The organism is Legionella sp. (assembly GCF_965140895.1).
Taxonomy (GTDB): Bacteria; Pseudomonadota; Gammaproteobacteria; order Legionellales; family Legionellaceae; genus Legionella.
This window is the reverse complement of the sequence record NZ_CBCSKT010000159.1, coordinates 21,001-34,281: the sequence shown is the minus strand read 5'-3', so window position 1 is coordinate 34,281 and position 13,281 is coordinate 21,001. Positions and strand designations below refer to the sequence as shown.

Genomic DNA, 13,281 nt, shown 5'->3' with positions numbered 1-13,281 from the left:
ATTGTTTCTGATAATGAGCAAAGATTATTTCATTTTTATGATGATGAAATTACTCACTTAAATCAAGGCGGTAATCTTGCAGTTGCCAGTGATATATTAAGATGGCTATCACCATTTTATCAATTGGGTACTTATTCCGACTTTGATTACCCAATTGATACTTCTGCACTTCCAGAGCAAATCGATGTTGATGCCCCCCTATTGCTTAATATTGGTAGTTTAAAGCTAGGAAGCAAAGAATTTATTTTGGCGAATAATGATTTTATTGCCGTAGTTGATGAACAAGCCGCGAATCAATTGATAAATAAAGTACACCAGAATCTGTTAATGAAGCTTGCACATTACGACAATGATTTTAATGAGCAAGTAGAAAAACAATTTAGTGATACTTTATTAAGCCGTTACGTAGTCCGACTGATGAGAAATCGCTCCGAAACTCTTTATATTGCCAAGTCAAAAGATTTGAAGCAACAGCCCGAGCTTATTGACTCAATACCATTGCGTTCGTCTCGTAGTTACAGGAATTACATTCAACAAATCATGGTGAGTAATGATTTGTTTTTACGCTTTAATAAGCAAGGCAGCGAATCATCAACAGATACCATACAAAGACTCAGAAATGAGTTAGAACAAAACATGAACCTGGTTAAGTTTTTATTTTTTAATAAAGAATATGCAGAAAGCAAACAGATTCTACAGTTAAATGATGATGATTTTTTAACCTATTATAGGAAAAAGGAAATTAATCTTTACTTTAAGTCCATCATTGTTTGTACAACGGGCCCTGTTGAAATCGCTCACGCGCTTTTTGGTAAATACGTAATGAATAGCCCTGAACTTATTAATGAAGTCCAGCCGCTATCATTCAACCATTATCAATTACAACATGCATTTAAATCGCCAAACTCCATTCCATTACATGAAAATCCAATAGGGATGATGAAGTTCCTTGGAGCTAGTGAAGGTGAAGTCAATGATTCATCTTGGTTAGAATCAGGAAAACAATTACAAGAGGCGCGCATAAAAACACTTAAAGCGCAGAAAGAGGTTTTTTCTTCAAACCTGTCTCAATCACTTTTGACTATAAAAAAAGATATCGAGAATAATCTGCAAAAAAGTAGTAATCCACTATTCAAGAAACGCAGTGAAACCCAAAAGCAACTGCTCCATGAAGTACTGGATTGCTTTCATGAAGAACAAGAACAGGATTTTGATGTGGAGCAATTCCAAAGTATTTTAAAGAACAATAATCAAGCCACACGTTTATATTTCAGCCCAACGAAACGACTCATTGAAGACCTTCAAAAACTAAGTCACGAAGCAGTTGTGTTTGGCTTAACTCAACAAAGAAAAATTATATTGAATGCACCTGATAAAGAACTAAGACTCTAAATCAATTAAGCTTGGTTGCTTGCAACCAGGTTTTCTTTAAATATCCAATACCATTTCACTGTATTTCCTCTTCCAATTACGTGTAACTAATGACACTTATTAAATATTAATATAGAAATGTGTGAGACTCTGGACCGAATTACCTCAGTAATTCGAAAGTATTTTTTGATAAGACAAACTTAAGAAACTGCCATTAGCACCAAACCCTAACCCTATATTATTTCCAATAAAAACATACACAAAAGTTTTATTGACACGCACATAGTTTAAACTGTAGGATCACATTTTTATCACCAGGGGTGCTAAACCAATACCCGGTTTAGCTGAGAATAACCCTTAGTACCTGCTCTGGATAATGCCAGCGAAGGAAGAGTGAATTATGTACAGTAAAAGCCTATCTTTTTTTTCAGCTCCAAGAACAGTTAATTTTGTTTCTTCTTTGTTGAAAGTACCGCCTATTGCCCAAAACTTAGAAAAAATTTATACGCACCCTTTTAATCAACAATTGTTTGAAGGTACTTTAAAAGCGGACGCTTTTGGTTACTTTTTACATGATGACTACATTTACCTGCATCACTATGCATTAATATTAAAAAATATCTCCAAAAGATCAGCTAAAATTAATCCCAAGCTGTCTCAACAACTAGACTATCTGCACAGCGACATCATTTCCGGTGAACAATCCATGCAAGAACGGTATAAAAAATATTTTACCCATACCGAATTATCTCAACCCGGCCTAGCCATTTTATCCTATGTAGAGTACCTTCAAGAAAAGTCACAAGATATAGAAGAGCTTCCAATATCGCTCTGCAGTATTTTTCCTTGTTTTTGGATTTACTATCAATTAGGAACCAAAAAATTGACGCCAAGGCAGTTAATAGCAAATCCCTATAAAGACTGGATAAAAACCTATTCGAGTACAACCTTTGTTGAGGCAACACGAACACTTGCAGATACAATTGATACGTTAGCACTTGAGTCAACACCGAATACCCAAATAAAAATGAAGGCCGCTTTTGCTCAATCAGTAGAATACGAATTACAATTTTTTAATGAGTCTCATGAGCAAATACTACGCCCATATTCACTATAAAATCCGAGATCCATTTGATACATCTCGCAATCAAGCCACAAGAATTCAAGAGGAAATTAATGTATGACCGAAGACATATCCTCCTGGTTTTATCCTCAAACTTACAATCCAGGCTGAGTATAGCCCCCACTGTAATATTCTTGCCAACTTCGCGCAGGTGCTACGGGACAGGCCTTTGAAAGCATATGCCATCCTTTCTCTCCATGAAATTCCTTATAACATGCTGATTGATTTGGACTATTTGCTAATATCATAGAAGAGGCAAGCACTAATCCAACGGCTAGTGATTTGATTATCATAGAAAGCTCCTTTTCGTTGACTACATCAAAGATGAAACAACTCAAATCTATATCAGTATATTATTTGCACACCAATCATACAAATTTATTCTCATTACTTCTTACGCGATGCCGCGACCTTAAAATGAACCGTTACCTCATCCTTGATTGCATCGGTACTCGCCCACTCGCCTAAGCCTACACCAAAAGCGCTGCGTTTAATTATTGTTGAACCTTCAACAACTCCATGATCTTTGGGAAACTCTACTGCGGTAAACTTCAAAACTACAGGCTGAGATTTATCTTTAATTGTTAAAACACCATCAACTGTATAATGTTGCTCATCGATTTTATTTATTTTGCTTGATTTAAACTCCGCTGTTGGAAATGCCTTAACATCAAACCATTCTGGAGTAATTAGTATATTTGCTAAATCTGCATAAGAAACAGAAAGTGAATCCATATTAATAATAAAATCGAGCGCAGCACCTTCGGGTTTTGCAGGATCAACCTGGATTGTTCCTTTAAATAACTTAAATGCCCCAGTTACAGGCGCATTATTTTGCGTTCCCGTAAAACTAATGCTGCTTTCTGCTGGGATAATCTCCCATTTAGGCAATGAATCCGCATAAACACTAGAACAAAACAATAAGATTAAAAATAAAAATCGTTGACTTAATTTCATCGTAGCATCCTCCGTAATATATCATCCTTATTGATAAAATGGTGTTTTAATGCTGCAACAGCATGCAAGCAAATCGCCGCAATCAACGCGTAACCTAGCCATTGGTGCATCCACTCAAATAATACGAGTTTATTTGGATCAGGAGCCACAAGATTAGGTAAATAAAACAAGCCAAAAAAAGAAGCGGGCAAGCCTGCTGCGGAGGTAATTAACCAACCTGTAATCGGCATAGCAAACATAAATCCATAAAAAAACCAATGCATGCTACGTGCTGCGATTTTTTCTAACCAAGGTAATGCTAACTCAGGCGTTGTGTTGCATAACCGCCAAGTAAGACGAAACAAGGCAAGAAATAGTACTAAGAATCCATACTCCTTATGCCATCCATAAAGCTTTAATTTTTCCAAACTAATGGGAAGATTAACCATGTATAAGCCTAGAGCTAATAAGCCAATGATTAATACCGCGATAATCCAATGGAGCAAAATAGCAATAATACCAAAACGGGTTACGCTATTTTTTATTTGCATTGTGATTCCTGATGTTATTTAAGGAAGTGTTGACATTAAGGTAGCCCGTATTAACGCAGCGTTATACGGACTACCACTTACCAACGGATAAAACTACCCTGCCTTTTTATCCTGATAAGCTTCCGCATTAATGTTCAGCTCAACTTCATCCCCAAGAGCAGGTAATAAAGTATTCATTCCAAAATCGGAGCGTTTAATCGTTGCAGTTGCAGTAAATCCCACAGTCATCTTATTATTGATAGGATTCATCGCTGCTTTATTAAAGGTCACATGCAACACTACGGGTTTGCTCACACCGTGTAGAGTTAATACACCACTAACATCAGCCTTATTCTCCCCTGTTATTTGAACTTTATCACTAACAAATGTCGCCTTAGGAAAATGCTCTACATCAAAAAATAATTTACCTTTTAAATGTTTATCTAATTCAGGTATACCAGTTACGATGTCAGCAACATTAATATTCGCCACAACTTTGCTATTCTCAGGATGAGCTTTATCAATAACAAGCTGGCCCGTTGCATACCATTTTCCTGTTTGCGTTGAAAAACCCAAATGGTTAATATTCCATGCAATATAAGTATGATGGTTATCGAGGATAAGGGTCTCTGGCTCAGCTTGCAGTGTAGCAGAGCACGTAATTAAACTAATAAATAATAAACCCCAGTGGGCAATCCTTTGTTTCATATTCATCTCCTTATTCTGATTTGAGACTTCCACCTACAATTTTTTCACAAAGTCCTTTGGGCATAAAAAGAAAAGCATCTTTTTGCTGATCTCTAGTTGCGGAGCCAGCACATGACGCCGTTGCAGTGGAGCAATCATTCATACCCATTTTAGCAATGCCATAACATTTTTCCATTGCGGGGGCTTCATTCCCGTCTGTTGCGTTTGCGCTACTGGTGGCAAGAACTAAAAACGCTGTCACAACTGAATTAACAAGCTTATCCTTGGTCAACATAAATCACCTCTAAGCTATTTAACATCGTAAATATATTATTTGACAACAACTAATACATCAAGTGCTTTTATTTGAACAAAATAGAAATGGTCTGTGCTCCAATCCAAGACCGCTATTCCTCACCACTTCTTATAAAGGATATGTATCAAATGCCTCATTTCCAATACAAATATACACATCACAGGAGCAATCGGCCTGAAAATAACATCATTATAAAGGCAAGAAGTATTGTCCAACACATTGGGTTAATTCATTAGCCAATGGTAGTAGGAAATTATAAACTAGTTTCCATTTTTGTAATGGGACCAGATGTTTAGAACTATTATCCTCGCCTGCGAGAATGACAAAACTAAAAACAAAGTTAAAGTCCAAGTATTATTGATTAGGAGATTTCTATCATGGGTTTTATGATTCGTTGTGCTATTTTAGGGCTAATGAGTTTACTTTCTTTATCGCTTTTGGCCTTTTTCCCACCGAGTTTAGATAAAATGTGTTTAAACGAATGCACTGTGGAAGCGACCAACCTATGCCAGACGGATTAAATTAATAAACAAAAAGGGGCGCTATCAATTAGCGGATAAAGGTGTTATTGGTTGAATGCGCATTGCTCTCTAAATGGGGTTTAAACATCACCGAGCGGGATGGCACATTACACTGGAGCCACATTATTGTTCATTAAATTCATCACGCTATATTTTCATCGAGCATTTATTTTAATTTAATTGGATTACTGCTATAAATTAACGTCAGAAAAAGCTCCAGCAAATGACAATGTTGCTAAAAGTGAAGCATCAAGCAACGACTTTAATGTCTCTATATTTTCGGATAAAGCTAACATCTCAGGATCAATGCAATTCGCAATCCACCCGGCACATGGTATCTTATGTGTTTTTAATGCCGTAGCAGTCAACAGAGCATGATTGATACATCCCAACTTCATACCCACTACTAAAATTACAGGAAATTGTGTGATTTTTAAAAAATCTATCCACGTTTGATTATCATTTAAGGGAACCATTAAGCCCCCCGCTCCTTCAATAAATAGCCGCTCAATGCCTGCTAACTCTAAGTTAAGGCAATAATCTGCAATCTCAGTTATTGATAAAGAGCATCCATCTTCTCTAGCAGCAAGGTGAGGAGAAACGGGTAACTTGAAGCGCCAAGGATTAATTACATCCAAACTTAAATGACAATGCTCTTGTAATGCCAAAGCATCCGTACTCACTTGCTGATTATCTAGCCCCAAACACCCGCTTGCAATAGGTTTAATTGCTGCAGAATTAGAAAAATGCTGAACTAAATTGGCTGTAACATAGGTTTTCCCACAATCCGTATCGGTTCCTGTAATAAAATATCGCTTCATTTAATAAAACCTCGAAGTTCATTAAGAAATAAATCGGGATGAGATAAAAATGGCATATGTGCTGCACGATTGAAAAACACATAATTAAAGTTTGGATAAATGTCTTGCATCGCACTCATTGTTTTAACAGGGACAATAGGATCCAGCCGGCCAAACATATAACATGCAGGACGTTCAAACGTACTCATTTGCTGGCGAAAATCCCAAGTATCCAAAATTTCCAGCCCAGATGCCAAACCTTCTTCAGTAGGTAAACGACCCGACTCCATCTTGAATTTAGTTCTACTGGTTTGTAACTCAATAAACTCCTTCAATGTGCTCTGTGGATCTTGTGATAATTTACGATAAAACTCAGCAAATACTTCCAGAGCAACACCTGGCCAGGAGTCATCCAGTAAAAAACGTGGTGAGGAACAAATATTTATTAAATGAGTCACCCGCTGTGGAACATCTAAAGCCAAACGTGTGCCATATAATCCTCCCATAGACCAGCCAACAACAGCAAAATACTCGGGTAATTGAGCTAGTAAGCTTGTTTTAAAAGTACTCCAATCCATGATTGGACTTTGCCCAAAGCCAGGTAAATCAACAAGAATAAGCTGATAATTTAACTGTAACTCCGACACTATGCTCATCCAAATGTGCTGATCAAAACCCCAGCCATGGAAAAAAACCAATGGAAATCCTGAGCCGTGCTTATTGAGATGTATGTTCATAAATTGCATTTAACTTATTAAATAAATGATTAATCTGTTCTGGAGTATGCTCATAATTCAAAATGATACGTAATCCAGTTTCTTTTTTACCGACTGTTGGTTTACGAATTGCCAGGCAGCTGATGCCTTGCTTTTTGAGCTCTTGGGTATAATATAAAGCCCAATGTGGACATCCCAAACGCAATTGCTGAATTGGCGTTGATGAATCAGCCCAGTCAAAAGGTGAGGATTGGATGTGCTCACGAAACAAGTTGACCAAGTGCCTCAGTTTTAAGCGCCGCTCATCTGCAGCGACTACTACATCCAAGGTGGTTAATAATCCATAACTTAAGGCTGGGCTAATTGCAGTTGAATAAATTAATGAACGACCAGCTTGCAATAACGCCGCGATCCAATCATGCGCCCCAGCAATTAAAGCCCCTTGCGAGGCAAATGATTTTCCAAAAGGAATGACGCGTAATGGGACTTCTTGTTGTGTTAACCCATGATGGGCAACAGCCCCCCTACCTTGCTCGCCAATAACCCCAAAAGAATGAGCTTCATCAACCAATAGCTCAGTTTGGTTCGCTACGCATAAGGCATATATAGACGATAATGGCGCTATTTGCCCACTCATACTGAAAATGCCTTCCGTAATTAATGCGGAATTAGGTGTATGCTGCGGTAACTTGCGGCTTAAATCCACTAAATCATTATGAAAATAACGCGTAAAACTAACCTGTGACAAAGCTAAGCCATCATAAGCCGATGCATGTAATTCCTTATCAACAAAACAATGAGCTTTTAAGCGACCAAGCAATGCCGTCAAGGCAAGATTCGCAGCGTAACCTGAAGAAAATAAAATACATTCATCGACGGCTAATAATTTAGCAAAAGCCTGCTCCAACACACGATGGTTTTCATGGTAGCCACTAAGAAGCATGGACGCCCCGCTACCACTAGGATAGCAAGAGTATCCTTGTTGATAGGCAGCAGAAATACGCTTGTCCGAAGTCAACGATAAATAATCATTACTGTCAAAATGAATCAATGACGAGTTATCCGATTTAAGGACGGTTCGCTGTCTCAATAAGCCTTGTTCTTTAAGCAGATTCGTATAGATTGTTATTTGTTCGTTTAAAGACATTATTGCTCTATTTATTCCCTCAATAGCGGGCTATGTTTGATTTAAAATCCGTTCACCATGGGTACAGGTCATCCCTAATAAGCAAGGGACATCCAGGATAACGTGTAATTTAAGCTTCAACGAACTCAGTTAAGCCTAATTTGTTAAATAGCACCTTATCTTTAGCGCGTTGAGGGTTATCTTCCGTTAATAACTTATCACCAATAAACACCGAGTTTGCACCCGCAAAATAACACAGAGCCTGCAACTCATCGCTCATCTCAGTGCGTCCTGCAGTTAAACGAATCGCGCTTTTAGGCATTAATATACGTGCGGTAGCAATGGTACGTACTAATTCAATACCTTCAACAGGTTGAGCTTTTGCCAATGGTGTTCCTTCTACAGGAATTAGGCGATTAATTGGAACGCTTTCTGGTGGTGTGTCCATATTGGCTAAAGTTAATAAAAACTCAATACGATCTTCTCGAGTTTCACCTAAACCTAAAATTCCACCACAGCAGACATTAATACCTGCTTCACGAACATTATCTAAGGTTTCTAAGCGCTCACTAAACTTACGAGTAGTGACTACTTTTTCATAATAGGAAGGAGATGTATCAATATTGTGGTTGTAGTAATCCAGACCCGCTTCCTTTAAACATGATGCTTGCTCTTTATTGAGCATGCCTAAAGTCATACATGTTTCTAAACCTAATGCCTTAACACCTGCAATCATTTCTTGTAATTGGGGTATTACTTTATCTGGAGGACAACGCCAGGCAGCCCCCATGCAAAAACGTTTTGCACCACTATCTTTCGCTTCTTGCGCACTTTTTAGCACGGCATCAACCGTCATCAATTTTTCTTTTTCTACATGCGTTTGATGATGACCGCTTTGAGAACAGTAACCACAATCTTCCGGGCAAGCCCCTGTTTTGATACTAAGTAAGGTAGCAAACTGTAAAGCATTTGCATCATGGTTTTCTCTATGGATGCTATGTGCTTGATTTAATAAATCATTAAATGCTTGCTCATAAAGTACAGTAATTTCTGATGTTGACCATTTTTTTTTATTTTGAGTCACAATTAACCCCTATTATTTGTCATAGAGTACATGATAAAGTGGCACAACGTCTTGTCAACCAAAATTTTAAAAATGGTCAACATAGAACAATTAATTCATCGCGATTTAAAACATGTTTGGCATCCTTGTGCGCAAATGAAAGATTTTGAAGCAATCCCTCCTATTGTTGTTGAGCGCGCCCAAGGAAGTTACCTGTATACAAATAAGGGTCCGCTTATTGATGGAATTTCCAGCTGGTGGTGCAAATCTTTAGGTCATGGGCATCCGGCAATAATGGAAGCAATTACAAATCAGCTGCAGCGCTTCGAGCATGTCATCGCAGCAAATACCACCCATCCCGCTTTAGTTGAACTGGCTGAAGAATTAGCTCAAATCACTCAAAAACAACATATTTTCTTTGGCAGCGATGGCTCAAGTGCTGTTGAAATCGCATTAAAACTGACAATCCATGCAAATCAAATCAAAGGCTTAAGCCATAAAAAGCAATTTATTGCCCTGAAAAACGGCTATCATGGTGAAACCCTTGCCACAATGGGAACCAGTGACTTGGGACTCTATAAAGCACCTTACGAAGCCTACGGCGTGCCCTGCCATTTTCTTGAATATATTCCTTATGTCTCCGGAAAGAATGATCCCTTATGGGATAATTGTGATGAATATTGGCCTGCAACAGAAAAGCAGTTAAATACCCTAGCTGAGAAAACCTGTGCGATTATTTTTGAGCCCATAGTACAAGGTGCTGGCGGAATGCTGTGTTATAGCCCCGACTTTCTAAAAAAGCTGTCTGTATGGGCCAAAGCAAACGACGTTTACCTTATTGCCGATGAAATCATGACAGGGCTTTGCCGAACTGGTGAATGGTTAGCCTGTGATCATGCGGGCATCCAGCCAGACTTGATTTGCTTATCTAAAGGATTAACATCGGGTTCGATTCCACTAAGCTGCGTAATGATCGACAACACCATTTTTGAGCTTTTTTATAATGACTACCCCAACGGCAACTCGTTTCTACATTCACATACGTATAGTGGTCATTCATTAGCTGTCTGCGCTGCTTTAGCTACCATAAAAACCATGCATGCAGAGCACATTATTCACCAAGCACGTGTGCTTGGCGACCATATGTTTTCCTGTATGCAAGAAATTGCCCAAGTATCAGGTAAATTAACCAATGTTCGCGGTGTTGGTGCTTTAGTTGCTGCAGATTTAGAAATAACAACGCCATCAAGCCGTATAGGAAATAAAATATACCAACAGGCATTAGAGCATGGTGCCTTAATCCGCCCTATTGGAACTACACTTTATTGGCTTCCGCCTTTAAATACGAATAAAGATATTATTGGGAATTTAGCAGAAATCACACTAAACTCTATAAAGGACGCTTATGGATAAAACATAATATTATGAACCAACTGCGGCATCCCTTTTTACACTATGTTTATAGGCAGTTTACTGTGTTTTGGGGGATCCTTACTCTGACGATTCTTTGTTTCTTCTCCTACATTATGTGGCAGAACTATATTGCTAAAGCATATACTCAAGTATCCAACGCAGCCCATAATTCGGCATATACTCTTGATAATTTAATAAACGAAGCTTTTTCCCGCCTGCAGACCTTGCCCATTTTGAAAAAGGCTCATTTAGATTGCAAAGAAGATCTTTTACCCTATTTAAATTATATAAATACTGCTCATCCTAAAATTTTAGCCATCGCGATTAAAGATAACGACCATGACCTTATTTGCTCCACCTTACCTTACAATAAGAGTTTTCTTTTAGATGGCGATATTGCATCACAAACTATAGCGGGACCTCTAGAGCTACCCACTTATAATTTTACAATTTACTCATTAAAAAAGGACATTAGCCATTACCAAATAGAATTAATTTTTATGGCTTCCGTGCTTGAGGCTCTACTCAAACCTACAGGACAAGATCATTACACGGTCATTTTATATGATGAAAATAATAAAAAAGATTTGCTTAAAATTTCGAATAAACCAAACCAATCCCTGATATACAACCCAGTAGCAAACCCCATTGTTAAACCTATTGTTACCAGCGTAAATCTCCATAACCTTAAAGGAGTCGCTGTAAAAGTGATTTATTCACCTCAAATTCTATATAGCAACTTACGAAACGGCCAAATCCTACTTACTCTTGATATTTTAATCCTGTCGGCTTTTTCATATTATTTATTCAAAAATTTGATCCGTGTACGTACCTCGTTAAAATGGTCGATAATAAGAGCCATCAAACGTCGGCAATTTTATCCCGTCTATCAACCAATTTTTAATGTTGAACAGAATCAATATTCGAGCGTGGAAGTTCTGTTACGATGGAAAACCAAGCACGATGAAATTATTATGCCTGACTCATTCATAATCGAAGCGGAAGAGACTGGATTAATTATCCCCATTACGTTACAAATTGCTGAAATTACCTTTAAAGAGACTCAAGATATTTTAAAATCCAACCCCTTATTCCATTTATCCATCAACATTTGCGCAGCCCATTTTATCGATCCCGATTTTTTTGATAAGTTTTATCAATTACAACATAAGTATTCAATTCCCTCCACTCAGATTTTACTGGAAATAACCGAGCGCAACTTGCTTAATGAGGATAATGATACTTATCTGCAAAGGATGCAGGAATTATGTAATAAAGGCTTTTCATTAGCTATTGATGATTATGGCACGGGGCATGCAAGTTTAAGTTACCTACAACATTTTCCGTTCAGCTATTTAAAAATAGATAAAATATATATTCAGGCCATTGGCACCAAAGCGATTACCGAGTTACTTAACGATGCAATCATTGATTTGGCAAAAAAAATAAATTTAATTATTATTGCAGAAGGTGTTGAAACCAAAGAACAAGTAAATTATTTGCTTAAAAATGAAGTACAATTATTGCAAGGATGGTATTTTTCAAAAGATCTATCCATTGAGCAATTAAAAAGCCTGCTTCAGGGAGAAAAGAAATGAATTATTATGTACGAATCAGTTTTTTATTTTTACTTGGCTTTTCTGTTTCAGCATTTGCACAACTACCGTTGAACGGTAATTTTTGGCAATGTACTACCTATGATGCGAGTGGCAAACCATGGATTGCTGCGAGTGCGTATCGAAAAGTCGCTGTAAATTTTGCATTTGACCTGTGTAAAAAAGGAAGTACAGACCCAGCTACGTGTAAAATAAGAAGAAATAATTGCGAACGCTTCGTTCAGGGGGTACGTGTTGAACCCATGTGGGTATGCTCTGCTTTAGACCGTACCGCAATTGTTTGGCGCAGCAATCCTTATCCACGACGCGATGATGCGGCATTAGCAGCCAAAGATTTTTGTCGTCAAAAAAGTACGGTCCCTGGAACCTGCTATATCAATTTAATTACGTGTGTTAATAAAAATAGGTTAGATTAATGGTCTATTGTGTAGGTTTAACAGGTGGGATTGCAGGCGGCAAAAGTACTGCTGCCAAGATGTTTGCAGAATTAGGAATACAGGTTATCAATGCAGATGATATATCGCGCGCCCTTACCATGCACGGCCAAGATGCCTATACTAAAATTGTTGCACATTATGGTGCTGAAATTTTAAATGAGCATAATGAACTTAATCGTAAGGCATTAAGAGCAATTATCTTCAGCGATCCCAAGGAGCGCACTTGGCTTGAACAGCTCTTACATCCACTCATCCGTCAAAAAATTAAAGACCAAGTTGATTTGGCCACTACGCCCTATTGCATTGTCGAAATTCCCTTACTAATCGATAAAAAAAACTATCCATATATTAACCGTATTTTATTAATTCAAGCCCCCAAACACATGCAAATAGAACGTCTCATGCTGCGTGATAATTGCAATCAGGAACAAGCCTTATCCATTTTGGCAGCACAACCCGATGCGAACCTACGATTAAAAAATGCAGATGATATTGTTGTTAATGATGCAGGAGCAGATGAATTAAAGGCCGCGATTATTGCTCTACATCGTCAATATCTCCTAAAAGCGTAACCTGAATTCTTACAATGCTCAATGCTGATCTTGCACCGTGGAAATATTAACGGT

The 13,281-nt window shown here is 37.9% G+C and carries 16 protein-coding genes and 1 riboswitch; of the genes, 7 read left to right on the top strand and 9 right to left on the bottom strand.

The annotated features are described in order from the left end of the window. Positions 1 to 1,392 (top strand): glycosyltransferase family 88 protein (locus ACQY7T_RS14155; protein ID WP_428414179.1); only part of this gene is annotated, 1,392 nt, incomplete at its 5' end. A 285-nt stretch (positions 1,393 to 1,677) separates the two neighbouring features. Then, positions 1,678 to 1,780, top strand: a riboswitch (TPP riboswitch). After that, positions 1,772 to 2,488 (top strand): TenA family protein, encoded by a 717-nt coding sequence (locus tag ACQY7T_RS14150; RefSeq protein WP_428414178.1) that lies wholly within the window; start codon positions 1,772 to 1,774, stop codon positions 2,486 to 2,488. It overlaps the preceding riboswitch by 9 nt. Before the next feature lie 101 nt (positions 2,489 to 2,589). Here the strand turns inward: ACQY7T_RS14150 and ACQY7T_RS14145 are convergent, their stop codons facing one another. From ACQY7T_RS14145 to ACQY7T_RS14125, 5 genes are all read right to left on the bottom strand, one after another. After that, positions 2,590 to 2,787: a hypothetical protein gene (locus ACQY7T_RS14145; RefSeq protein ID WP_428414177.1), complete on the bottom strand. Its 198-nt coding sequence runs from the start codon at positions 2,785 to 2,787 to the stop codon at positions 2,590 to 2,592. Positions 2,788 to 2,881: 94 nt separating this feature from the next. Continuing rightward, positions 2,882 to 3,451, bottom strand: coding sequence for a YceI family protein (locus ACQY7T_RS14140; RefSeq protein ID WP_428414176.1), 570 nt, complete (start codon positions 3,449 to 3,451; stop codon positions 2,882 to 2,884). Beyond that, positions 3,448 to 3,981 carry a cytochrome b gene (locus tag ACQY7T_RS14135; RefSeq protein WP_428414175.1) on the bottom strand — a complete coding sequence of 178 codons (534 nt, stop codon included), beginning with the start codon at positions 3,979 to 3,981 and terminating at the stop codon, positions 3,448 to 3,450. Before ACQY7T_RS14135 ends, ACQY7T_RS14140 begins: the two co-directional genes overlap by 4 nt. Before the next feature lie 93 nt (positions 3,982 to 4,074). Continuing rightward, entirely contained in the window at positions 4,075 to 4,668 is a 594-nt protein-coding gene (locus ACQY7T_RS14130; RefSeq protein WP_428414174.1) for a YceI family protein, read from the bottom strand. A gap of 10 nt (positions 4,669 to 4,678) precedes the next feature. Then, the gene (locus ACQY7T_RS14125; protein ID WP_428414173.1) at positions 4,679 to 4,942 is read right to left on the bottom strand and encodes a DUF2282 domain-containing protein; all 264 of its coding nucleotides are present in this window, start codon (positions 4,940 to 4,942) and stop codon (positions 4,679 to 4,681) included. Positions 4,943 to 5,340: 398 nt separating this feature from the next. On the opposite strand from ACQY7T_RS14125, the gene ACQY7T_RS14120 reads away from it, so the two are divergent. Continuing rightward, positions 5,341 to 5,484, top strand: a complete 144-nt coding sequence (locus ACQY7T_RS14120; RefSeq protein WP_428414172.1) for a hypothetical protein — start codon at positions 5,341 to 5,343, stop codon at positions 5,482 to 5,484. Between the two features lie 191 nt (positions 5,485 to 5,675). On the opposite strand, the gene bioD is transcribed toward ACQY7T_RS14120, so the two are convergent. The 4 genes from bioD to bioB form a co-directional block, all read right to left on the bottom strand. Further along, positions 5,676 to 6,305, bottom strand: coding sequence for a dethiobiotin synthase (bioD, locus tag ACQY7T_RS14115; protein WP_428414171.1), 630 nt, complete (start codon positions 6,303 to 6,305; stop codon positions 5,676 to 5,678). Next, positions 6,302 to 7,021, bottom strand: coding sequence for an alpha/beta fold hydrolase (locus ACQY7T_RS14110; RefSeq protein ID WP_428414170.1), 720 nt, complete (start codon positions 7,019 to 7,021; stop codon positions 6,302 to 6,304). Before ACQY7T_RS14110 ends, bioD begins: the two co-directional genes overlap by 4 nt. After that, positions 7,002 to 8,147 (bottom strand): aminotransferase class I/II-fold pyridoxal phosphate-dependent enzyme, encoded by a 1,146-nt coding sequence (locus ACQY7T_RS14105; protein ID WP_428414169.1) that lies wholly within the window; start codon positions 8,145 to 8,147, stop codon positions 7,002 to 7,004. Before ACQY7T_RS14105 ends, ACQY7T_RS14110 begins: the two co-directional genes overlap by 20 nt. A gap of 109 nt (positions 8,148 to 8,256) precedes the next feature. Continuing rightward, positions 8,257 to 9,210 (bottom strand): biotin synthase BioB, encoded by a 954-nt coding sequence (bioB, locus tag ACQY7T_RS14100; RefSeq protein ID WP_428414168.1) that lies wholly within the window; start codon positions 9,208 to 9,210, stop codon positions 8,257 to 8,259. A 72-nt stretch (positions 9,211 to 9,282) separates the two neighbouring features. Here bioB and bioA point away from each other — a divergent pair, with 72 nt between their 5' ends. From bioA to coaE, 4 genes are read left to right on the top strand one after another with little or no spacing between them, the layout of a single operon-like run. Continuing rightward, on the top strand, positions 9,283 to 10,602 hold the full coding sequence (bioA, locus tag ACQY7T_RS14095; RefSeq protein ID WP_428414181.1) for an adenosylmethionine--8-amino-7-oxononanoate transaminase: 1,320 nt from the start codon (positions 9,283 to 9,285) through the stop codon (positions 10,600 to 10,602). Between the two features lie 11 nt (positions 10,603 to 10,613). After that, positions 10,614 to 12,200 (top strand): EAL domain-containing protein, encoded by a 1,587-nt coding sequence (locus tag ACQY7T_RS14090; protein WP_428414166.1) that lies wholly within the window; start codon positions 10,614 to 10,616, stop codon positions 12,198 to 12,200. Next, complete coding sequence (locus tag ACQY7T_RS14085) at positions 12,197 to 12,634, top strand: hypothetical protein (protein WP_428414165.1); 438 nt, start codon at positions 12,197 to 12,199, stop codon at positions 12,632 to 12,634. The genes ACQY7T_RS14090 and ACQY7T_RS14085 overlap by 4 nt, the downstream gene beginning before the upstream one ends. Beyond that, entirely contained in the window at positions 12,634 to 13,227 is a 594-nt protein-coding gene (gene coaE / locus ACQY7T_RS14080) for a dephospho-CoA kinase (RefSeq protein ID WP_428414164.1), read from the top strand. Before ACQY7T_RS14085 ends, coaE begins: the two co-directional genes overlap by 1 nt. Positions 13,228 to 13,281 lie beyond the last annotated feature (54 nt).